Source organism: Kineosporia succinea (genome assembly GCF_030811555.1).
Lineage (GTDB): Bacteria > Actinomycetota > Actinomycetes > Actinomycetales > Kineosporiaceae > Kineosporia > Kineosporia succinea.
On sequence record NZ_JAUSQZ010000001.1, the window covers coordinates 2,261,070 to 2,282,733 of the forward strand.

The window sequence follows — 21,664 nt, forward strand, 5'->3', positions numbered from 1 at the left end:
TGAAAGGCGTCGACACTGACTGCACCTTCTCCGTCCCGCGATGTTAGGCCGCTACCCGGGAGACCGGAAGGCGTCGGGGCGCCGGGCCTCGATCTCGGAGAGCACGCCGCGCAGCCGGGCCAGGGCGCGCGGCCGGGTGGTCGGGGCGGTCGGCTGCAGCAGGGCGGGCGGCACGTCGATCAGCGAGCCGTCGGCCCTGACCACCCGGATCGACTCCGAACCCCGGATGCCGGAAGCGATTTCGATCCGCTCGATCTCCGGCCAGGGGGCCCACTTCTCGCGCAGCAGGTAGCGCACGGCCACCCCCTCGTCGTCGACCTCGAGGTACATCCGCCAGCAGCCGACGGCCACGGCGAACAGGCCGACCGCGAAGGCACCGAGAATACCCCGGGCGGTCGGGGGCACGTCGAGGTAGATGGCGACGAAGGCACAGACACACACGCCGAGCAGGGCGAGCGCCGGAAGCTGCACCGGAATGTGCCGCACCAGCGGCTCCGGCGTCGGACGGTCATCGGCGGCGTCGACCACGGCACCACCCTACGTCCTCCCCGGCGGGCCAGATCAAGGCAGAAGGTGCACGGGGCTGCGACCAGGTCGTCGCAGCCTCGTGCACCTTGGTGAAACGGCCTATTCCTCGGGCTTCTTCGAGTGGCGGGGCTGGGGCACGTCGGTGGGTTCAATGGTGGACGACGGGGAGACCCGGTCGGTCTGCGCACCCGGGCTCCGGTCGGCACCGGGGCCGCGGTCGGCTCCGCTGCGCAGTCCGGCCAGCATGGACCGCACCTGCGTGGCCCGCTGACGGGTGGCCTCGGCCGGCACCGGCGGCGCCGGTTCACCCCGGTCCTGGCTGTCCGAGGCGTTGCCCCGGGCTGCGGGCACCGGCGGAATGCCGGGCCGACCGGCCAGACTCGCGCGCCGGGCGCTCACCATCGGGATCGGCCCGGTGGCCGAGTGACGGGGGGCGGGCGGGGTGGGAGACGGCTGCGGGTGCGGGCCGCTCGCGTCGGGGCGGCCGCTCACCGGAGCGGGGGTGGGCGCGGGGAACGAGCCCCGCGCGGCCGACGGTCCGGTTCCGGCGGCTGCTCGCGCGGCCTCGGCGGCGCCCCGTTGCCCCTGCGGACGGGGCAGCGCCTGGGTCGCGACCTCGGCGGCCTCGGCAGTGGGTGCGGGATACGACGAAGGACGCACGGGCACGCGACCCGCTGCCGGCATCACGGCCGGCGGGAGCTCGGCCTCGGCCGGCACCTGGAAGTCGGGGTCGTCGAGCGGCGAGACCTGCGGCGGGACAGGGAAGAGCGGAGCCGTCGGGTCCTGGTCGGTGCTGCTGCCGGCGAGGGCGGCCAGCTGCGCCGCACGGGCCGCGCGGGCTTCCTCCTCCTGCCTGCGGCGGCGCAGTTCGCCGCGCGTCGGGTAGGTCCGGGCGCCCGACGGGACGGATTCGGCGGCCCCAGGGGCGAGGACCGGTTCGGAAGCCCGGGACTCGTGAACCGGTTCGGGGACGGCCGGGGCGACCACCGCGTCCTCAAGCGTGATCGCCTCGGTGGCAACGCCTTCGGCCGGGGTCTGGATCGGGCTGAAGAAGGTCTGCGGCCGGGACGGAGGCGAAGACTCCTCGGCCACCGCCGGATTGGCGAACTCCTCCACGGGAGCCACCGCGCCGAACGGCTCGTCGAGCGAGAGCGGGCCGGACACACTCACCGGGTCGGGCAGCTCGTCGGCCGACAGCGCGGTCGTGGACGCGGTTTCCGTTGCTGCGACGGCTGTTTCCGCGAGATCCCCGGCCGCCGACCGTTCGGCCGCCCCTTCAGCCCGCCCTTCGACCGGCCCATCGACCGGCCCTTCGACCGCCACGGCCACCGGAGCCTCGTGCGGCGCTCCCGTCTCCGGGGCGGACGGGCCGACATAGCCCTGACGCTCCACGTACTCGGGCAGGCCGGTGACGTCGTCGTAGTACGCCCAGGCGTCCGGGTCGTCGTGTTCTTCGAGCTCTTCGCGTTCGTCCTGCTCGTCCTGCTCGTCCTGCTCGTCCTGGGCGCCGACGATCCTCATGTCCACGATGCGGTGGTCGACGCGGGAGTCCGGGACGAAGACGCTCCCCGGCAGGTCGACCGTGACCAGCACGCCACCGGCGGAGGCCTGGGTCATCCGCACGGTGCACGGCAGCTCTCGGGCGATCCGGCCGGTGACGAAGAGCCCCAGGCCGAGCGACCCGATGCCCTCGCCCGCACTGTCCGGGTCCTGCAGCAGTTCGTTGGCGGTTTCCAGGTCGGCGGCCGAGAATCCGGGCCCGGAGTCCTCGATCTGCACGTGCACACCCTCGACCGCGGGACGGACGCGCAGGTCGACGCCGCCGCCCGGGAAGGCGTAGCCGGTGGCGTTGTCGAGCAGTTCCGAGAACAGGTGCACGAGCGCGAAGGCGAGGGGCGGACGCACGGCGTGGTCCACGTCCATCATCGTCCGGACCCGGGAGCCGTTCTCGATCTCGGCGACGGCCGAGGCCAGCACCTCGGAGAACATGGCCGACACCGGCACCTCGTAGTCGGGGCGGCCGTTGGCGACGATCATCAGCGACTCGCCGTTGCGACGGGTCTGGGCCACCAGGTGCTCCAGGCGCGAGAGGGCGGAGAGCGTGTCCAGGCCTCCCCCGTCACCCGCCTCACCGTTGGCCACGAGCTGGTCGAGGCAGGCCTGCTGGCGCGTGACCAGGGCGTTGTTGCGCTGGGCGACAGTGAGCACGAGGGCCACGGGCGGGCCGGCCCCGAACGGGCGGACGGCGTCCGGCGGGGTGCGCTGGCCGGGAACGGCGGCGAGGGTGCCGACCGGGTCGGCGAACTGGGGCCCGGCCGGAGGTCCCACCGGCGATCCGGCCGGCGGCATGATCGGCGCCGGGGCGGGGGCCTGCTCCGTCGCGGCCCGGCGGGTCAGGCCCGGGCCGAGCGTGAGGGTGGCGAGCGTCAGCAGCAGGCAGAGCCCGAGGACCACGAGCAGCACGGAGCGCGCCGGGCCCTCGTTCGCCATGGCCACACCCGCGGCGCAGACCACGTCGAGCACGAGGACCGGCAGGGTCAGTAGACCGAGCAGCCGGCGTTCACCTGTCTGGGACACCGTGAGGGTGTCGGCGGCACCCGGCCCGGTATTTAGCCGCAGATCACGCACGGTTCGATCACCTGCCGTACCGGCCCGGTCACCGCCACGCGGGTTGACACGGCGCGCGGCTCCACGTTCCGGGGCCTTCTCGGCCGTATCGTCCTACTTCATGAAAGCCGTGGTCATCACCGAGTTCGGCGAGCCCGACGTGCTCCAGGTCCGAGACGTGCCGGATCCGACCGTGCGCACCGGCGAAGTCCTCATCGACGTCGCCGCGGCCGGGGTGAACCGGGCCGACCTGCTGCAACGGGCTGGGCACTACCCACCGCCGGCCGGCTCCCCGGAGTGGCCCGGCATGGAGGTGAGCGGCACGATCAGCGCGGTCGGGGCCGACGTCGATCACTGGACGCCGGGCGACCAGGTGTGCGCGCTGCTCACCGGCGGCGGTTACGCCGAGCGGGTGGCGGTGCCCCAGGGGCAGGTGCTGCCGATCCCGAAGACCGTCGACCTGATCGACGCCGCCGCGCTGCCCGAGGTCACGGCCACGGTCTGGAGCAACGTCTTCATGGCGGCCGGCCTGCGCCCGCGTGAGGTACTGCTGGTGCACGGCGGCTCGAGCGGGATCGGCACGATGGCGATCCAGCTGGCCACCCAGATCGGGGCGCGGGTGGCGGTGACCTGCGGAACGCAGGAGAAGCTCGAGCGCTGCCGCGAACTGGGCGCGCAGATCCTGATCAACTACCGCGACCAGGACTTCGTCGAGGCCCTGAAGGAGGCCACCGGCGGCCACGGGGCCGACGTGGTGCTCGACAACATGGGTGCGTCCTATCTGTCCCGCAACCTGCAGTCGCTGGCCTACGGCGGTCGCATCGTGGTGATCGGGATGCAGGGCGGCGCCAAGACCGAGCTGAACCTGAACCACCTGATGTCGCGCCGGGCCGCCCTGATCGCCACGACGCTACGGGCCCGGCCCGCGGCCGAGAAGGAGACGATCATGTCGAGCGTCGGTCAGCACGTCTGGCCGTTGCTCAGCGGAGGCGCGGTGAAGCCGGTGATCCACACCCGGCTGCCGCTGGAGCGGGCCGCCGAGGCACATCGGATCATGGCCGGTTCGCAGCACGTCGGGAAGATCCTGCTGACCACCTGAGTCACGATGGTTTCCCCGACGAACAACCGCAACAGAACGAGTCACTGGAATGACGCTCCGTAGCTCAAGTTGAAGATTGAACGGTCGACATACGCGTCTATGATCGACATCACTTCACTCCCAGTCATGACTCTTCATCGGCCGAGCGGACGATCCGGGGCGGATCCGAGCGGCGGAGATACGCCTCCCTCAGGGGCGAACACCTCGCGCCGGACCCCCGGGCAGGGCACGATGGAGCCATGACCAGCCAGCCGCACCCGTCTGCCGTTGACGGGGACGTAACCGACATGTCCGATTCGGCGAACGAGCAGGATTCCGGCCCTCACGACGAGCGCGTCGTGGTGGTCACGCCCGAAGGCATGGCGGTCACGGGTCCCAGCAACAGCGAGACGAACCCGGCGAACCAGATCGAGCAGCCGGCCAAGGTCATGCGGATCGGCAGCATGATCAAGCAGTTGCTCGAAGAGGTCCGGAGCGCTCCTCTCGACGAGGCGGGCCGCGCCCGGCTCGCGGCGATCCACGAGCGGTCGCTGAAGGAGCTCGAAGACGGGCTGGCCCCGGAACTGGTCGAGGAGCTGCACTCGATCGTGCTGCCGTTCAGCGGCGACTCCACCCCGACCGACGCCGAGCTGCGGATCGCGCAGGCTCAGCTGGTCGGGTGGCTGGAGGGGCTGTTCCACGGCATCCAGACGGTGCTGTTCGCCCAGCAGATGGCGGCGCGCACGCAGCTCGAGCAGATGCGCCGGGCTCTGCCCGGGGGTGCCGGGGCGATGGCGCCCGAGGGGCTGGGCGGCGGTCAGCAGGCCCGGCCGGGTGGCACGGGCCAGTACCTCTGATCGCCGCATCACCGTTGATCACGAGGCTGAGAACAGGAGACCGAGGACTAGCCGTGGGGATGCTCGACTGGATCCGGACGCCGGTCATCGGCGCGGGCCCCCTCGGTAACGGCGTCTGGCGCCGCGTGCACGATCGGTTCGCGCGAGCTGTACGGCGTTACCGGGCGGTCATCGATGTCGTCCCCTCACGCCCGGTCCGCGCCGAGCTCGCCGACATCGGCGAGGACCTCGACGAGATCCTCGAGCTGGTGCGCGAAGCCTGTGAACACGCTCAGGCCCAGGCCCCGAGCGAGGGCCCGGACGTCCCGGTCGGCCCCGGAGACATCTACCTGGATGTCCACCGCCGCCTGGCCCGTGCGGCCACGCTCTGCTCCCGCGCCTCCGAGTCCGCGATGATGGCCCGCGTCGCCGTCCGCATGAAAGACGCCGACGGCGTGCGCGACCACATCGACGCCGCCCGCCGCACGGTCAAGCAGGTACGCGAAATGGTCGAGGGCGCAGTCATCTGACCCGGCGCCCCATCTAACCCGGCCCGTCACTGACTCGGCCCCGCCACCTGACCCGGTCCGCCACCTGACCCGGTCCGCCACCTGACCCGGCGCGCCACCCAACCCCGGCCCGTCACCTGACCCGGCGCGCCACCCAACCCCGGCCCGCCACCCAACCCCGGCCCGCCACCTGACCCCGGCGCGCCACCCAACCCGGCGCGCCACCCAACCCCGGCCCGCCACCTGACCCCGGCGCGCCACCCAACCCGGCGCGCCACCCAACCCGGCTCGCCACCCAACCCGGCTCGCCACCTGCCCCCGGCCCGCCACCTGCCCCCGGCCCGCCACCTGACCCCGGCCCGTCACCTGACCCGGACCCGTCACCCAACCCGGCCCGCCACCTGGCCCAGCCCCGCCACCCCAACCCGGCCCGCCACCTGACCCGGCCCCGCCACTGTGCGCCCGCGTAGCCCGCATGCTCCGGGCGCGAGATGGCGATGCTTTCGATTATCGATAATCGAAAGCATCGAATCTTCCACCGGCCGCCCGATCAGCATTGAGGACGCGGTGGCACCTGAGTCTCCACGTCACCTCTGAGACCAGCGGGATGGCAGAACCGGCCGTACTTGATCGTGTGACGAGCAGATCGTGTTGAACTCGCTCGCGTGACCAGCCGAACGCATTGACCCCACCCCGCATGACCAGCCAAACGCGTTGAGCCCACTCGACATGCGCGGCGGACGCAGCCGAATTGGCCGAACTCGCCGCCCGCGTGCGGTCAGGGCGGTCCGGCGGCCAGTCGGGCTCCCAGCTCCGGGCTCCCGGCTCCCGGACTCCCGGCTCCCGGACTCCCGGCTCCCGGACTCCCGGACTCCCGGCTCCCGGACTCCCGGACTCCCGGCTCCCGGACTCCCGGACTCCCGGCTCCCGGACTCCCGGCTCCCGGACTCCCGGACTCCCGGACTCCCGGCTCCCGGACTCCCGGCTCCCGGACTCTCGGACTCCCGGGCCGGGATGACCGGTGGTGCTTCTGTCTGCGCGCTCAGATGACGGGGCCGGGGTCAGCGACGGCTCTTCTTGCGTGCTTCTCGGCGGGTGCGGGGGCGGTCGTCCGGGGGTGGGGCTGCCTTCTCGGCCTCGTAGCCGTCGAAGAACGGGTGGTACGGCTCGTCCTGGTCCGGTTCGGGCACGAGGGAGGGGTGTCCGTAGGCGGGAGTCGCGTGGCGCGGCATGCCGCCCGACGGGGTCTGCCGCCGCGTCGCGTTCGGACCGGTGACCGCCTGGATGGCCCCCGTGATCGGGTCGTCGGCGGGCTCATGACGACGTGTGGGGGTCTGTCCGGTGGGTGACGGCTGGCCGGCGCCCGGTTCCTGCCCGGTGCCGGGTGCCCAGTTCGTCGCTGGAGCTCGTCCTGCGGCGGGGAGCTGCCCAGTCGTCGGGAACTGGCCCGTGCCCGGGTACTGGCCCACCATCGGGTGCTGCCCGGTCTCTGGGTACTGGCCGGTCGTCGGGTATTGGCCGGTCGTCGGGTATTGGCCCGTCGCCGGGTATTGGCCCGTCGCGGACTGCTGCCCCGTGGCCGGGAATTGGCCGGTCCCGGGGGGCTGGTTCGCTCCTGGGTACTGGCTCGCCTTCGGGTTTTGGCCCGTCAAGGGCTGCTGCCCGGTTGCGGGACCTGGCGCGGGCAGGGGGAACTGCCCCGTGCTGGGGTACTGGCTCGCAGCTGGGGTTCCGCCCGCCGCCGGGGGGTGGCCGATCGTGGGGAACTGGCCTGTTACCGGAGGCTGGCCGGGGGTGGGCGACCAGGTTGGGACGGGTTGCGGTTGGGCGGCCGGGTGGATCGGGGTCGGGTGGATCGGGGCCGGGCCTTGTCCTGGGCGCAGTTCGGGGTCGCCGGTGGGGTTCCAGCGGGTGGCCGGGGGCGTGTGCACGGGTGTGTGCGCGGTGGGAGCGCTGTCGGGTGGGCCCCAGTTCGCGACTGGGGTGGGGCCCGGGTCGGCCCGGCGCAGCGGGCCGGAGGGGGGCGTCTGGTGCGAGGCGGTGACGGGATGGGCGCCGGTGGCCGGAGCCCCGGCGTCGGAGCGGCCGCGGCGCTGCACCGGGTGCGAGCCGGTGGCCTCGCGGATCGCTTCAGCGATCGGATCGGCGGCCCGGGGCGGGGCGGCGATCTCCTTCTCCTCCAGGATCAGGGCGAGCGTGGGGCAGGCCGCGACGGCGCGCTTCGCGTTGGCCTGCACCCCGCGGGTCACCGCCCGGTCGGCCAGGATCGGATACCCCCACTCGTCCAGCGTCACCAGCTCCGGAACGAGCTCGGCACACAGGCCGTGGCCCTTGCAGGCCGGCCAGTCCACGCTGAGCCGTCGTTCCGCTGCCATGGGCCGGAATCTACCTCCCGACCTTGTGGTCACGTCCGGCCAGGAGCTCCTCGATCACCTGAGCGACCCCGTCCTCGTCACAGGGCGGAGCCTGACGACTCGCCGCTGCAATCGCGTCGGGGTGCCCACCGCTCATCGCGTAGCCGGTGCCGGCCCAGGTCAGCATCGGGATGTCGTTGGGCATGTCACCGAACGCCACCACCTCACCGGCCTCCACCCCGAGCTCACCGGCGAGCCAGGCCAGGGCGCTCGCCTTCGTCACCCCGGGCGCCGAGATCTCGAGCATGTGAGCCTGCGGATCCGAGTGCACCACCTCGGCCAGATCGCCCAGCACGGCGCGGGCCAGCACCAGCATCTCGTCGGAGTCCATCTCCCCGTAGTGCTCCGCGGACTGCTTGCACAGCACCTTCACCACCGTCGGGTCGTCACCGAGCAGCACGTCGAGCGGCGCCGGGTCGGTGTCCTGGGCCGCCGGATGCATCGCCCTGTACGCCGGCTCACGCCGGTACCCGGCCAGGGTCTCCAGCGCGAACGCCGCCCCCGGGATACGTTCCCGCAGCCGCTGCGTCACCGCGACGACCGTGGGCAGGGCCAGCGCCCGGCTGCTCACCACGTCACCCGTGGCCAGGTTCAGCACCACCGCGCCGTTGCCGCACAGCGCCAGGCCCTGGTGACCGGTCATCTCGACGATCGGTTCCATCCAGCGCGTCGGCCGGCCGGTCACGAAGACCACGTGCACGCCGAGACGTTCGCAGGCCGTGAGTGCGTCCAGGGTGCGCTGCGAGATGCGCCCGTCCCGGCCGACGATCGTGCCGTCCAGATCGCACGCAACCATTCGCATGCACACATCCTGCCCTGCCGATGCCCGGCCGGAGGACGCGTGGGGCACGACGGGCGTCCGATGGCCGGTTTCCGTGACCCATGGCTTACCTTCGTGCTCGTGGCAGGCGACGAGGAACCGGAAACCTACGACATCGAGAGCCTCGAGGACATCGATGCCCTCCTCGGTCCCGGCGGACGTGAGGTGACCATCCACTCCGAAGGCGGTCTCACCGTCCTCGCCACCCTCGAAGAAGGCTCCCTGGTGATCAGCGGGACCGACACCGACGCGTCCTCACTCTTCGGCGAGGACGTCTCGGAGTACGAGTACTCGATCACCGTGGCCCCCGGCGACGTGCCCCGCGTGCTGGACGCACTCGACGTGGCCCAGGACCTCGACGTGCTCGACGCCCTGGTGCTGCGCGGCTCCGACCTGGTGCGCATCGGCGAGGCGGGCTGGCTCGAGAGCATCGGCGTGCAGGCCGAGTTCTGGTCCCGCATCAGCTGACAGAAGAAGGTGGAGGTGAAGCGCCGGGCGGGCGCGACATCCTTCGCAGCGCCGCCCGGCGCCGAGGCTCGAGGAGCCGGACCGGATCCGCAGGGTCCGGTTCCCACTCGCCTCACCGGACACCCCCCGCGGCGTCCCGGCCATCGCTCACGCTAGGCAGGTACGCCACGGTCGGCACGCCCCCAAAACCGGGGGCTACTCGGCGTGAAATCCCTCGGCGTCGTGCAGCAGGCCGTCTTCGACCGCCCGGCGGTGCAGCGCGATCTTGGTCCGCGCCTCCCGGCCCGCGTGGGCGTACTTCTCCCGCACCCGGGTGAGGTAGGTCTTCGCCGTCTCCACCGAGATGTCCAGCTGCCGCGCAACCGTTTTCAGCGGCAGACCGGACGCGTACAGCACCAGCGCCCGGCGTTCCTGCGGGCTCAGCGCGGGTCCGGGCTCACCGTGCTCGTCGGCCACCAGCATCGCCGCCAGCGCCGGCGTCACGTGTCCCTCACCCCGCGACGCGGCCCGCACGGCGTGCGCCATCTCGTCCGCGTTCTCGCTCTTCGGCACGTAGCCGAGAGCCCCCGCCGACACACACTCCCGCACCCGCCGAGGGTCGGAGAAGGTGCTCACCACCACCACGGCCACGCCCGCCGCCGACAGCTCCACGATCTTGGCGCTGGCCGGGACGTCGTCACCGAGGTCGATGTCGAGCAGCACCACGTCGACCGGGAACCGGGGATGCCGCACCAGCTCGCGGAACTCGGTGACCGCGATGACCACGTCGAGGTCGTCGGCCCGGGTGGTCAGCCAGGTGGTCAGGCCGTCCAGCATGAGCCGGTGGTCGTCCACGATGGCGACCCGCGTGCGCCGCACCGGATGCTGCCGAGGGATCGGTGGCCCGGCGAGCTCGAGCCGATCCTTGTGCTTCACATGCAGCTCAGGTCGCCCGTCTCTCACCTGACCCACCTGGTCGCGCTCGTCCACCCCGCCCTCACATCCTCCCGATCGAATTTCCGTCCGGCCCCCGCGATGTGAGCTGACCGGTGGTGATGCCGCCATCCTGCCCGGTGGGACGCACGGTTCCAGCGGGTCAGATCGGGAGAGTCTGCGCAGGACCTGCGGGTTCCACGCTGAGTGGCGGTCCCGGATCGGTACCGGCCGGACAGATGGGGCCAGACGGCTGACGCCGACTACCGACCGGTCAAGAGAAATTGGTCAACCGGCGATACATGGACTCCCCGACCTTCCCCGATGGAGAGCACCCGTGGCAGCACCCACAGCACCGTCTTCCCACCCTCTGATCGCCGTCAGTGCTGTCGGCGCCCTCTTCACCGGCGTCCTCCCGGTTCTCGGGGCCCCGAGCTTCGCCCCGATCGCCGCCGGTGTGCTGGTGGCCGCCGGCGCGGTCGTTCTCGGCCGGAACCTGAACCGGTCGGTCTCCCGCCTGGACGCGGACGCCGGCGCCGCCACCCGCGCCCTGACCTCCGGTTCCCTGAACCTCAAGGCCGACGCCGAGCACCCGGTCAGCTCGTCGGTCGCCGTGCTCGGCAGCACCCTGCGCCCGCTCGGCCCGGCCGTCGACCTGCTCGTCATCGCCGGTCAGGAGATGTCCGCGGCCGGCGCCACGATCAGCGACGGCGCCCAGGACACCAGCGGCAACGCCAACCAGATCGCCGAGTCGGCCGCCGACGTGTCCCGCAACGTGGCCGCGATGGCCGCCGCCGGTGAGCAGATGCAGGCCGCCATCGCCGAGATCTCACGCAGCGCGGCGATGGCCGCCGAGACCGCCGCCTCCGGCGTGAACGCGGTGGGCTCCGCGGTCACCACGATGGGTGCGCTCGAGCAGTCCAGCGCCCGGGTCGGCGACATCGTCAAGACCATCACCACGATCGCCGAGCAGACCAACCTCCTGGCCCTGAACGCCACCATCGAGGCCGCTCGCGCCGGTGACGCGGGCAAGGGCTTCGCCGTGGTGGCCGAGGAGGTCAAGCAGCTCGCACAGGAGACCGCCCGCGCCACCGAGGAGATCGGCAACACCGTCCAGCAGATCCAGGGCGACTCCTCGCACGCCATCCAGGCGATTCACGAGATCCGCACGATCATCGACCGGATCAGCGAGTTCCAGCAGAGCATCGCCACCGCGGTGGAGGAGCAGACCCTCACCACGCAGCAGCTCACCCAGACCACCGCCGAGGTCGCGGGCCAGGCCGAGTCGATCGCCGGCTCGGTGGCCGTGGTCGCCGACCGGTCCACCTCCACCACCACCGCCGCCGTGCGCAACCACAAGGCGGTCAGTGAGGTGGCGCGCCTCGCCGGTGAGCTGAAGGCCGTCGTCTCGGCCCTCACCCTGCCCGAGGTCGAGATCGTGGCCCCCAGCTACTCGATCGGCTGGGACCGGCCCGCGAACCGTCTCGACATCGCCCTGCGCGGCAACTGGGACCTCCCGCTGGCCACGACCTACGCCAACGAGCTGAAGGCGGCCTTCCTGGAGAACAAGCCGGGCTGGAAGGTGCTCTGCGACATGAGCCAGCTGGGCGCCACCACGCCCGAGGTGCAGGCGCAGATCGAGGGCACGATGGCCCGGGCCGCCGAGCTCGGCATCGGCTACGCGGTCATCCTGCTCGACAACCCGCTGGTCGCGATGCAGATGCAGCGCTCGTCCGACGCCACCGGGGCCCCGATCGGCTACGCCACCAACAAGTCTGACGGTCTGGCGATCCTGGCCCAGCACTGACAGGCAACCGAAAATGAGGGACGCGCCGGGAGACTCGGGTCTCCCGGCGCGTCCCTCATTGGTGGTTCAGGAATTCAGGGCCCCGAGCTCGTCGTCGGTGAGCAACCGGGACCGGATCAGGAACCGCACACCGTGGGGCGCCTCGAGCGAGAAGCCCGCTCCCCGACCGGGAACCACGTCGATGGTGAGATGCGTGTGCTTCCAGTACTCGAACTGGTTGCGCGACATCCAGACCGGGATCTTGTCGGCGTCGAGCGGCAGCTCGGCGAGCAGCACGTCGGCGTCGCCGGTCATGAAATCACCGAGCGGGTAACACATCGGCGAGCTTCCGTCGCAACAACCACCGGACTGGTGGAACATCAGCGGACCGTGCTGCTCACGCAACGTGCGCAGCATGTCCACCGCCGCCGGCGTGAAAGCGACCCGGGTGTAAGGGTCGTCCTTCACCACGTCGGCGAGTTCCGCCTCCAGCGCTCCACTTTCCGTCATCTCATCATCTCCGGGCCGCCGGGGGTCTGCCGATCAGAAGAACCCGAGCTTGTTCGGCGAGTAGCTGACCAGCATGTTCTTGGTCTGCTGGTAGTGGTCGAGCATCATCTTGTGGTTCTCGCGGCCGATGCCCGAGCCCTTGTAACCGCCGAACGCCGCAGCCGCCGGGTAGGCGTGGTAGTTGTTCGTCCACACCCGTCCGGCCTGGATGCCTCGCCCGAAACGGTATGCGGTGTTGATGTCTCGCGACCAGACACCGGCGCCGAGCCCGTACAGCGTGTCGTTGGCGATCTTCAGCGCCTCGTCCTGGCTGTCGAACTTCGTCACCGAGACCACCGGGCCGAAGATCTCCTCCTGGAAGATCCGCATCGAGTTGTCGCCGGTGAAGATCGTCGGGGTCACGTAGTAGCCCTCGGAGAGGTCACCGCCCAGGTCGGCGCGGGTGCCCCCGGTGACCAGCGTGGCGCCCTCGGCCTTGCCGATCTCGAAGTAGGACAGGATCTTCTCGAGCTGGTCGTTGCTGGCCTGGGCGCCGATCATGGTGTCGGTGTCGAGCGGGTTGCCGGCCACGATCGCCCTGGTGCGCTCGGTGGCGTCGGCGAGGAACGAGTCGTAGATGCTCGACTGGATCAGGCCGCGCGAGGGGCAGGTGCACACCTCGCCCGAGTTCAGGGCGAACATGGTGAAGCCCTCGAGCGCCTTGTCGTAGAAGGCGTCCTTCTCCGCGGCCACGTCCTCGAAGAAGATGTTCGGGCTCTTGCCGCCCAGCTCCAGGGTGACCGGGATGATGTTCTGGCTGGCGTACTGCATGATCAACCGGCCGGTGGTGGTCTCGCCGGTGAAGGCGATCTTGCTGATGCGGGAGCTGGAGGCCAGGGGCTTGCCCGCCTCGACGCCGAAACCGTTGACGATGTTGAGCACACCGTCGGGCAGCAGGTCACCGACCAGGTCGATCCAGTGCATGATCGAGGCCGGGGTCTGCTCGGCCGGCTTGAGCACCACGGCGTTGCCCGCGGCGAGGGCCGGGGCCAGCTTCCAGACCGCCATGAGCAGTGGGAAGTTCCAGGGGATGATCTGGCCGACCACACCCAGCGGCTCGAGGAAGTGGTAGGCCACGGTGTCTTCGTCGAGCTGGCTGATCGAGCCCTCCTGGGCCCGGATCGCACCGGCGAAGTACCGGAAGTGGTCGATGGCCAGCGGCAGGTCGGCGGCCAGGGACTCACGGATCGGCTTGCCGTTGTCCCAGGACTCGGCGACGGCGAGCGCCTCGAGGTTCTGTTCCATCCGGTCGGCGATCTTGTTCAGGATGTTGGCGCGCTCGGCGACCGAGGTCCTGCCCCAGGCCGGGGCCGCGGCGTGCGCGGCGTCGAGGGCGAGCTCGATGTCCTCGGCGGTGCCGCGGGCCACCTCACAGAAGGTCTTTCCGTTGACGGGGCTCGGGTTCTCGAAGTACTGCCCCTTGACCGGGGCGACGCGTCGGCCACCGATCCAGTTGTCGTAGCGAGAGGCGAAAGTGGTGGGGCTGCCCGGCTGGCCGGGCGCTGCGATGACAGCCATGGATAACCTCCGTCACTCCTCCGGGCCGTCGTTGGCTGCGGAGCTGTGGCCGACGCTAGGTCGCGGGAGGTTGCAGCAACGTTGCGACCGCACGTTGTCAGGGGCTTTTTACGCCAGACGGCTCAACCGGGCTCGGGCGCGGGCCTGGCGGGGCGATCCGGTGGGCAGGGCAGCGAGCAGGGCCTGCCAGGCGGCGGCGTCGTCGCTGCCCTCGGTCAGCTGTACCCAGCGCTCGAGGGCGTCGGGATCGCGCGAGGCCAGGGCCGCTTCGCGTACCTCACAGACGAATTCATCGGTCAGGGAACGGATTCCGGGGGCCTCGGAGCCGGGAAGAGGACTCCCCGTGAAGTGCTCGAGGGCCTGCGCGACGCGTCCTTCGGCGAGCGCGTGCCGCACCTGGGAGACGTCGGTGCGCACCGTCAGGTTGAGCCGGTAGGGTCGCGACGAGAGCAGGCTCGGGCCGAGAACCCTTCGCAGCCGGTTGATCTCGGCCCGCACGGTGATGAGGTGCTCGCCCTCGTCGTGCAGGGCGATGTCGAGGGCCTGGGCCGAGAGGCCGTTGGGGGCGCTGGCCAGGAGCCAGACCAGTTCGGTGTGGCGGCGCGAGAGGCTGACGCGACGGCCCTGGTACTCGAAGGTGCCGGCTTCCGGGCCGAGCAGGCACAGCCGGGCGTGGGTCTCGTCAGGTTGCCGGCGGCGCTGGGGAATGGTGGACGCGTCGGTGGCGGAACGGTTTTGGAGGTCCGGGTCGAGGTGTGGTGCGGTTTGCCGGCGGCCGGCCCGGAGTCGAAGGTCGGCCTGCGGCTGACCGGCCCGGAGTCGAAGGTCGGCCTGCGGCTGACCGGCCCGGAGCTGGAGGCCGGCTTCCACGGCGGCCGCGCAGGCGCGGACCAGGGCGAGGGTGCGGGGCCCGGTCACGTCGGGCCCGCCGGTCAGGTCGATGACGCCGAGCAGTTCGCCGGTGAGCGGGTGGTTGACGGGGGCGGCGACGCAGCTCCACGAGCGGGCGCCCAGGCCGAAGTGCTCGCCCGCCCGGATCTCGACGGCCCGGCCCAGGGCCAGCGCGGTGCCGGGAGCGTTGGTCCCCGCGGCCCCCTCGCTCCACAGTGAGCCCTCGACGAACTGCATGTTCTCGGCCCGGCTGCGCAGGTGATGGTGGCCCTCGACCCACAGGAGCCGGCCAGCCGCGTCGCCCACCGCCACGATGTGCCCGGCCTCGTCGGCGTCTTCGGTGAGAAGCCGCCGGATCAGGGGCATCATCGCGGCGAGCGGATGATTGGCGCGGTAGTCGGCGAGCTCGGACTCGGACAGGTCGAGCGGTGCGGCCTCGGTCTCCGGATCGACGCCGAGGGCGAGCGAACGCCGCCAGCTCTCGGCGACCACCGGCCGGATCAGGTCCGGCAGCGGGGAGCCGGGAGCGGCCAGGAAGCTCTCGTGAACGGCCGCCAGCGCTCCGATCCGCTTCGTCGAGGACATAGTCGTGATGGTAAGTGAGCCATCTCACCAGCGCACCGCCCGCCTGGGAGATTTTCTGCGAGCGCGCCGACCGGTTTCGCCTCTCGCTATGACGAAACCACCGAAAGGGGCACGGCGGCGCGTGGGAGCACCCGGTCGGCGAGCCCGTAGTCGACGGCCTCGGAGGCGGTGAACCAGCGGTCGCGATCGGCGTCTTCCTCGATCTTCTCGACGGTCTGGCCGCTGTGCTCGGCGGTGAGCCGGGCCATGGTCTTCTTCATGGCGAGCATCTGCTCGGCCTGGATGCGGATGTCGGTGGCCGAGCCGCCCACGCCGCCCAGCGGCTGGTGCATCATCACCCGGGCGTGGGGCAGGACGTAGCGCTTGCCGGGGGCGCCGGCGGTGAGCAGGAACTGGCCCATCGAGGCGGCCATGCCCATCGCCACGGTGGACACGTCGCAGCTGATGAACTGCATCGTGTCGTAGATGGCGAACCCAGCGTCGACGGATCCGCCGGGTGAGTTGATGTAGAGCGAGATGTCGCGGTCGGGGTCTTGCGCCGCGAGCAGGAGCAGCGCGGAGCAGATCTGGTTGGCGTTGTCGTCGCGCACCTCGGAGCCGAGCAGGACGATGCGTGCGTCGAGGAGCCGGGCGAGCACTCGGTCGGCGCCGGGAACGGTTTCGGTCATGGCATTCACGATCGGCCCGGGTGGTGGCGGGGATCCAGCGATTCGGCTGGCAGGAGATCTGCCGGCGGCAGAGGGATCTGCTGTGAGCAGACTGGCGGGTTGGTGCGCTGTCGGGGCTCAATCCTGTCGGTGGGGCGCCGTAGTGTTGGGGTATTCGCCTGAGGGAGGGTGCCATGCTGCTGCGAGGCCTGATCGGGACCGTTCTGCGCCGGATCCGGCTCGGCCAGGGCCGCACCCTGCGCGACGTCGCCGAGACCGCCCGGGTGTCTGTGCCCTACCTGTCCGAGGTGGAGCGTGGGCGCAAAGAGGCCTCGTCCGAATTGCTGGCGTCGATCTGCGAGTCGCTGGGCCTCGACCTGATGGACCTCTTGGCCGAGGTGCGCTTCGAGCTCGAGACCGAGCGCCTGGCCGAACTGGCGTCGCAGCCGCGCACGATCGGTTTCACCGTCTCGTCGCAGACCGAGCTGGCACCCCGCCCGTCGATGTCCGGCGGAGGCGTCGCCCTGCACGCAGTCTCCATGGCCGCCGCCTGACCCGCTCCCACTCCCCCACCCTCTGAGCCCCGATCCCGCCCAGCCACACGGCAGTTGGGCAGCCAGGCGGCTTCACGCCTAAGTGGCCGCGCCGGGATGTTGCTCGCCTTGATGCGACGCAGCTCAGACCCGGCGCAGCTCAGACCGGGCGCGACTCGGGCTCGGACCGGTCTCGACTCGACTCGACTCGACTCGACTCGACTCGGACCAGGCTCGACTCGGACCAGGCTCGACTCGGACCAGGCTCGACTCGGACCAGGCTCGACTCAACTCGGCTCGACTCGACCAGGCTCGACTCAACTCGGCTCGACTCGGCTCGACTCGACTCGACTCGGACCGGACCGGACCGGCTCAGCACGGCTCAGCACGGCTCGCACCAGCGCGCTATTGCGCGCTTGGATGGTTGACCCGTCCGCGCATTACGCACCTCTGGACACGGGCACTTTGAAGCCATAGCCACGCCCCCGCACTCCCGCTATGACGGGTACGGCGGGTTGGGCTGAGCGAACAGGGTGCTGCTTTCGATTATCGATAATCGAAAGCAGCGGTCTTTTCTGCTCCGGGCGGTCTGGGCGGGAGCAGGCCAGGGCGGGAGCAGGCCGGGCGAGGGCAGGTCAGGCGAGAGCAGGTCAGGCGAGGGCAGGTCAGGCGAGGGCAGGTCAGGCGAGAGCAGGTCAGGCGAGAGCAGGTCAGGCGAGAGCAGGTCAGGCGAGAGCAGGTCAGGCGAGAGCAGGTCAGGCGAGAGCAGGTCAGGCGAGAGCAGGTCAGGCGAGAGCAGGTCAGGCGAGAGCAGGTCAGGCGAGAGCAGGCTAGGGCGAAGGCAGGTTGGGCGAGAGCAGGCCAAGCCAAGACTCGTCAGGCGAGAACAGGCCAGGCCAAGACTGGTCAGGCGCGAGCAGGTGGGGCGCGAGCAGGTGACCCAGGCGGGCAAGGCGGCCCTGACACCGCGGGTTATCAGCGCGCCCCGAAGCCATCGATCGCGCGTCGGGTGCTCCGCCGGTTGGGCACTTCCCGAAGCCGACCACGGTGTCTGGTGAGGTGGGGGGTTGGGGGACCGGCGCGTCCATCATTGGGGGTTGACTACGCCTGCTAGCCCGGCACCCGCACGATCAGCGCCAAGGGCGCCACGCGGGCGCGCAGCGACTGGGCCTTGCCGGCGGGGTCGCCGTCGAGCTGGGCGAACATGGGTTTGTCGGCGTGGATCTCGATGGTGCGGCAGCGGAAGTGCTCGACCGTGGCGTGGTTGCGCCGGGTCAGCACCGCTCCGAGCACTGGGAGCCACCCGGTCATGCCACGGGGGGAGACCACGACGACGTCGAGCCAGCCGTCGTCGGGGAGGGCCCCGGGCATCAGCTGGATGCCGCCCTGCAGCATGCCGACGTTGCCGACGACGACGGCGCGGATCTTGCGTTGCTGGACCGGTCCGTCGTCGACGCGCATGGTCACGGGGGTGCGGCGGCCTCGCAGCCGGCTGAACCCCGCGACGACGTAGGCGGCCCAGCCGATCTTCTTCTTCAGCTCCGGCGCGGTGGTGGCCATCACCTCGGCGTCGAAGCCCAGGCCGGACATCACCAGGAAGCTCTCCAGACGCGGCGGGGTGCCCTGGGCCTCGGCGAGCTCGACGTGGCCGACGTCGATCGTGCGGTTCCGGCCGGTCAGGGCGATGTGCAGCGACGACTCGAGCCGGTTCGGGGGGATGCCGAGATTGCGCGCCAGCAGGTTGCCGGTGCCGGCGGGCAGCAGCCCCATCGGCACCCCGGTGCCCGCGAGCGCCCCGGCGACCACCCGGGTGGTGCCGTCTCCTCCGAACGCGATGACCACCGAAGCGCCGTCGGCCACGGCCTTCTCGGTCTGGCCGCGTCCCGGATCCTGGGCCGTCGTCTCCAGCCAGACCGGCGCCCGCCAGCCCAGACGCCCCGAGAGCACCTCGATCTGGCGCCGCCGGGCGTCCCGGTCGTCGATCTTCTTGCCGTGCACCACGACCGCGGCCTGCGGAGCCTCCGCCGCACCGTCCGAGCCGTCGGCCGAACGGTTGCGGAAGAGCAGGCGCCGCCGGGTGACGACCAGGGTGACCAGCACGACCAGGGCGATGAGGAGTACGACGACCAGAACGACGTCCCTGAGGCCATCGCTGCTGATCGACATGGTGTGCACGTTATCCGGGGATCAGCCGTGCGCCCGCCCGGACGCGGAGACGGAGGCCCGCTGTTTACGTCGCGCTCGTCTTCCGTGGTCATCAATCGACCCCGGTCCGTAACCTGGGGACGCGTAAACTCTGCGGATGACAGACCACGTTATCGAGAACCGTCCTCGCACCGATCCAGCCGACTCCTGGGCGCCCAAGCTGGTGGCCCTGGACATCGACGGCACCATCCTCGACCACGACCAGCGCCTCACCGACCGGGTTCGCACGTCCGTACGGGCCGTGGCCGAACTGGGCACCCATGTGGTGATCGCCACCGGCCGCTCCCTGCACGAGACCCTGCCCGTGCTCGACCGGCTCGGCCTGGTCAACGGCTGGGCGGTGTGCAGCAACGGTTCCGTCACCCTGCGGCTCGACCCCACGCTGCCCGAGGGCTACGAGGTGGCCGACACCATCACGTTCGACCCCGCCGAGGTGCTCAACCTGCTGCGCGAGCACCTGCCCACGGCGCTGTTCGCCCTCGAGACCCGGGCCGGCGAGTTCCTGCTCACGGCGCCGTTCCCGCCCGGTGAGCTGGAGGGGCCGCACACCCGGGTGGCCGGCTGGGAAGACCTCTGCGTCGAACAGGCCTGCCGCGTCGTGGTGCGCAGTCCCGACCACACCAGCGACGAGTTCCTCGAGCTCACCCGGTCGGTCGGGCTGCACGGCGTGAACTACTCGGTGGGCTGGACGGCCTGGCTCGACCTGGCTCCCAGCGGCGTCAGCAAGGCCAGTGCCCTCGACGCGATCCGCGACCGTCTCGGGGTGGACGCCGACTCCACGCTGGCGGTCGGTGACGGCCGCAACGACATCGAGATGTTCGGCTGGGCGGGTCAGGCGGTCGCCATGGGCAACGCCACCGACGACGTGAAGGTGCACGCCGACGTCGTCACCGGAACCGTCGCCGACGACGGTCTGGCCGAGGTGCTGGAGAAGCTGCTCGTGCGGTGAAGACAGCGCTGCCGGGCAAGTCTGCATGATCAACAACGAGCAACTGCCCGGGGACGCAGGGGCCGGCATCCGCTGACAGCGGCCGGTTGCCCTGGTCACCGGGCCGGGGAGATCATGCTTGAGGACGCCGCGGTCGTCTGGGGTGGACGGCGCGGCTTCGTGGGGGTGAGGGGGTTGGGGGCGCCTGAGCGCCGGGGGTGTTCTTAAGGGGCCGGGGTGCTCTTCAGGGCCGGAGTGCTCTTGGACGGGCCGAGCCGGGTTCGAGGGACCGGGGCGAGGTTGGGGACCCGGGTGGGTTGAGGGCTTCACGCAAGACGCAGCCCGGTGACGAACGCGGACGTAACGGGGTGGGGACCCCTCGCGTCGGGCCGACCGCCGAACTCTTCGGGATGCCGTGAAGATCGGTTCGCGCAAGCATGGGAGACGCGAGGCGTATTCGCGCCCGCCAGAGGGGAGTTTCGCCATGGACCTGTGGCAATGGGTCGTCCTGGTGTTGGGGGTGCTCGTGCTGTTGACCGCGGTGGTCTACGGCATCCAGGCCCGACGTCGCCGGGGCAGTGTGATGGCGCAGCGCTCACGCGGCGCGCGGCCCGGCCGACGTTTCGGAGGCCGGTCGTGAGTGTGCTGCTGAGGGCGGCGGACCTGGTGAAGCGTCCCGTGGTGACGCTGGCCGGCGACGACGTGGCCCAGATCAAAGACGTGGTGTATTCATCGCTCTCCGGTGAGCTCGCCGGGTTCACCCTGAACGGGCGTGGCATCTTCGCCGGCCCGCTGAAGAAGACCCTGCCCTGGGCGAGCGTGCACGGCCTCGGCCCGGCGGCGGTCATGATCACCGACGAGACCAGCCTGGCCGACCAGCGCGCCTTCGACGGCGAGATGGAAGGCGCGGGCGGCGTGGTGATCGGCTCGACCGTGATCACGCAGAGCGGGCGCAATCTCGGCGCGGTCACCGACGTGATCCTCTCCGTCGACGAGAAGCGCACCGACGCCGTCGGTTACGAGATCGAGCCGAGCGACAAGTCAGCCCCGCGGCGGCAGTTCGTGCCTCTGCCCGACGCCCTCTCGGTATCCGGCGAGGCGCTGATCCTGCCCGACACCGCACTCGACTTCATCCGCGACGATCTCGCCGGGTTCGGCGCGGCCGTCGAGGAGTTCCGGGCCCGGCTGGGGAAGCACGAGGCGACTCCCGCGGAGCCGGCTTCCGGCGACGCGCCACCGGCGCCGACCTCGACCGCACCGCCGGCCACGACCGCACCGCCGGCCACGACCGCACCGCCGGCCACGGCCCCCACCACAACCCCCACCACAACCCCGGCCTCGGAGCCACCGACCCCGGCCACCCCGTCCGCACCGTCTTCCCAGGAGCCGCCGCTGTGATCAGGTTCAGCGACATCGCGGGCAATCCGGTGATGGACACGTCGACCGCCACCACCATCGGCCGGATCGAGGCCCCGGTCGTCGACCCGGCCACCCGTCACGTGGTGGGGTTCCGGGTGAAGAAGAGCCAGGGCCCGGGCAACGTGGTGCTCTGGTCGGCACTGGCCGGACTGGGCCCCGACGCCCTCACGGTGGGCTCGGCCGAGGCCGTGGCCGACCCCCCGGCCGAGCTGAAAGACCGCTCGGGCAAGAAACTCGACCTGCTCAAGCGCCAGGTGCTGACCGAGCACGGGCATCCGCTGGGCAAGGTCCGCGACGTCGAGTTCGACCCGTCCGACGGGCGGATCACGAGCCTGCTGCTGAAAGACAGCTTCGTCGACGGCGCCCGGCTTCTCGGAATCGGCCGGTACGCCGTGGTGGTCGCTGGCTGACTTTGCCCCCCGGTGTCGTTA

The 21,664-nt window shown here is 71.1% G+C and carries 20 protein-coding genes; 10 read left to right on the plus strand and 10 right to left on the minus strand.

Features of this window, described 5'->3' with window-relative positions:
- Nucleotides 1-51: 51 nt before the first annotated feature.
- Together J2S57_RS09980 and J2S57_RS09985 are read right to left on the minus strand one after the other, a co-directional pair.
- Nucleotides 52-528: a PH domain-containing protein gene (locus J2S57_RS09980; protein ID WP_307240839.1), complete on the minus strand. Its 477-nt coding sequence runs from the start codon at nt 526-528 to the stop codon at nt 52-54.
- Nucleotides 529-627: 99 nt separating this feature from the next.
- A complete protein-coding gene (locus tag J2S57_RS09985; protein WP_307240841.1) occupies nt 628-3,105 on the minus strand; it encodes an ATP-binding protein in 2,478 nt (825 codons plus the stop codon).
- Between the two features lie 151 nt (nt 3,106-3,256).
- Between J2S57_RS09985 and J2S57_RS09990 the strand changes: the two genes are divergently transcribed.
- The 3 genes from J2S57_RS09990 (at nt 3,257) to J2S57_RS10000 (ending at nt 5,579) form a co-directional block, all read left to right on the plus strand.
- Nucleotides 3,257-4,234, plus strand: a complete 978-nt coding sequence (locus J2S57_RS09990; protein WP_307240843.1) for an NAD(P)H-quinone oxidoreductase — start codon at nt 3,257-3,259, stop codon at nt 4,232-4,234.
- A 287-nt stretch (nt 4,235-4,521) separates the two neighbouring features.
- On the plus strand, nt 4,522-5,070 hold the full coding sequence (locus tag J2S57_RS09995; protein WP_307240845.1) for a bacterial proteasome activator family protein: 549 nt from the start codon (nt 4,522-4,524) through the stop codon (nt 5,068-5,070).
- A 53-nt stretch (nt 5,071-5,123) separates the two neighbouring features.
- Complete coding sequence (locus J2S57_RS10000; protein ID WP_307240847.1) at nt 5,124-5,579, plus strand: hypothetical protein; 456 nt, start codon at nt 5,124-5,126, stop codon at nt 5,577-5,579.
- A gap of 1,040 nt (nt 5,580-6,619) precedes the next feature.
- Here J2S57_RS10000 and J2S57_RS10005 read toward each other — a convergent pair.
- Nucleotides 6,620-7,933, minus strand: a complete 1,314-nt coding sequence (locus tag J2S57_RS10005; RefSeq protein ID WP_307240849.1) for a ferredoxin — start codon at nt 7,931-7,933, stop codon at nt 6,620-6,622.
- Nucleotides 7,934-7,943: 10 nt separating this feature from the next.
- Nucleotides 7,944-8,774 carry an HAD family hydrolase gene (locus J2S57_RS10010; RefSeq protein WP_307240850.1) on the minus strand — a complete coding sequence of 277 codons (831 nt, stop codon included), beginning with the start codon at nt 8,772-8,774 and terminating at the stop codon, nt 7,944-7,946.
- A 99-nt stretch (nt 8,775-8,873) separates the two neighbouring features.
- Here J2S57_RS10010 and J2S57_RS10015 point away from each other — a divergent pair, with 99 nt between their 5' ends.
- Nucleotides 8,874-9,260 carry a hypothetical protein gene (locus J2S57_RS10015; RefSeq protein ID WP_307240852.1) on the plus strand — a complete coding sequence of 129 codons (387 nt, stop codon included), beginning with the start codon at nt 8,874-8,876 and terminating at the stop codon, nt 9,258-9,260.
- 195 nt (nt 9,261-9,455) lie between these two features.
- Here the strand turns inward: J2S57_RS10015 and J2S57_RS10020 are convergent, their stop codons facing one another.
- Nucleotides 9,456-10,175, minus strand: coding sequence for a response regulator transcription factor (locus J2S57_RS10020; protein ID WP_307240854.1), 720 nt, complete (start codon nt 10,173-10,175; stop codon nt 9,456-9,458).
- A gap of 334 nt (nt 10,176-10,509) precedes the next feature.
- Between J2S57_RS10020 and J2S57_RS10025 the strand changes: the two genes are divergently transcribed.
- The gene (locus J2S57_RS10025; RefSeq protein WP_307240856.1) at nt 10,510-11,979 is read left to right on the plus strand and encodes a methyl-accepting chemotaxis protein; all 1,470 of its coding nucleotides are present in this window, start codon (nt 10,510-10,512) and stop codon (nt 11,977-11,979) included.
- A gap of 66 nt (nt 11,980-12,045) precedes the next feature.
- Here the strand turns inward: J2S57_RS10025 and J2S57_RS10030 are convergent, their stop codons facing one another.
- From J2S57_RS10030 to J2S57_RS10045, 4 genes are all read right to left on the minus strand, one after another.
- Nucleotides 12,046-12,375: a DUF779 domain-containing protein gene (locus J2S57_RS10030; RefSeq protein ID WP_370882613.1), complete on the minus strand. Its 330-nt coding sequence runs from the start codon at nt 12,373-12,375 to the stop codon at nt 12,046-12,048.
- Nucleotides 12,376-12,501: 126 nt separating this feature from the next.
- Nucleotides 12,502-14,025 (minus strand): aldehyde dehydrogenase, encoded by a 1,524-nt coding sequence (gene adh, locus J2S57_RS10035; protein WP_307240860.1) that lies wholly within the window; start codon nt 14,023-14,025, stop codon nt 12,502-12,504.
- 108 nt (nt 14,026-14,133) lie between these two features.
- Nucleotides 14,134-15,501: a helix-turn-helix domain-containing protein gene (locus J2S57_RS10040; protein WP_307240862.1), complete on the minus strand. Its 1,368-nt coding sequence runs from the start codon at nt 15,499-15,501 to the stop codon at nt 14,134-14,136.
- Nucleotides 15,502-15,587: 86 nt separating this feature from the next.
- Nucleotides 15,588-16,169 carry a ClpP family protease gene (locus J2S57_RS10045; protein WP_307240864.1) on the minus strand — a complete coding sequence of 194 codons (582 nt, stop codon included), beginning with the start codon at nt 16,167-16,169 and terminating at the stop codon, nt 15,588-15,590.
- 173 nt (nt 16,170-16,342) lie between these two features.
- Here J2S57_RS10045 and J2S57_RS10050 point away from each other — a divergent pair, with 173 nt between their 5' ends.
- Nucleotides 16,343-16,702 (plus strand): helix-turn-helix domain-containing protein, encoded by a 360-nt coding sequence (locus J2S57_RS10050; protein ID WP_307240866.1) that lies wholly within the window; start codon nt 16,343-16,345, stop codon nt 16,700-16,702.
- A 1,089-nt stretch (nt 16,703-17,791) separates the two neighbouring features.
- On the opposite strand, the gene J2S57_RS10055 is transcribed toward J2S57_RS10050, so the two are convergent.
- Nucleotides 17,792-18,847, minus strand: coding sequence for a diacylglycerol/lipid kinase family protein (locus J2S57_RS10055; protein WP_307240869.1), 1,056 nt, complete (start codon nt 18,845-18,847; stop codon nt 17,792-17,794).
- Between the two features lie 136 nt (nt 18,848-18,983).
- On the opposite strand from J2S57_RS10055, the gene J2S57_RS10060 reads away from it, so the two are divergent.
- The 4 genes from J2S57_RS10060 (at nt 18,984) to J2S57_RS10075 (ending at nt 21,643) form a co-directional block, all read left to right on the plus strand.
- Entirely contained in the window at nt 18,984-19,835 is an 852-nt protein-coding gene (locus J2S57_RS10060; protein ID WP_307240871.1) for an HAD family hydrolase, read from the plus strand.
- A gap of 463 nt (nt 19,836-20,298) precedes the next feature.
- The gene (locus tag J2S57_RS10065) at nt 20,299-20,454 is read left to right on the plus strand and encodes a hypothetical protein (RefSeq protein WP_307240873.1); all 156 of its coding nucleotides are present in this window, start codon (nt 20,299-20,301) and stop codon (nt 20,452-20,454) included.
- Nucleotides 20,451-21,212, plus strand: a complete 762-nt coding sequence (locus tag J2S57_RS10070) for a PRC-barrel domain-containing protein (protein ID WP_307240875.1) — start codon at nt 20,451-20,453, stop codon at nt 21,210-21,212. The genes J2S57_RS10065 and J2S57_RS10070 overlap by 4 nt, the downstream gene beginning before the upstream one ends.
- The gene (locus J2S57_RS10075; RefSeq protein ID WP_307240877.1) at nt 21,209-21,643 is read left to right on the plus strand and encodes a PRC-barrel domain-containing protein; all 435 of its coding nucleotides are present in this window, start codon (nt 21,209-21,211) and stop codon (nt 21,641-21,643) included. The genes J2S57_RS10070 and J2S57_RS10075 overlap by 4 nt, the downstream gene beginning before the upstream one ends.
- The last annotated feature ends 21 nt before the right edge of the window (nt 21,644-21,664 follow it).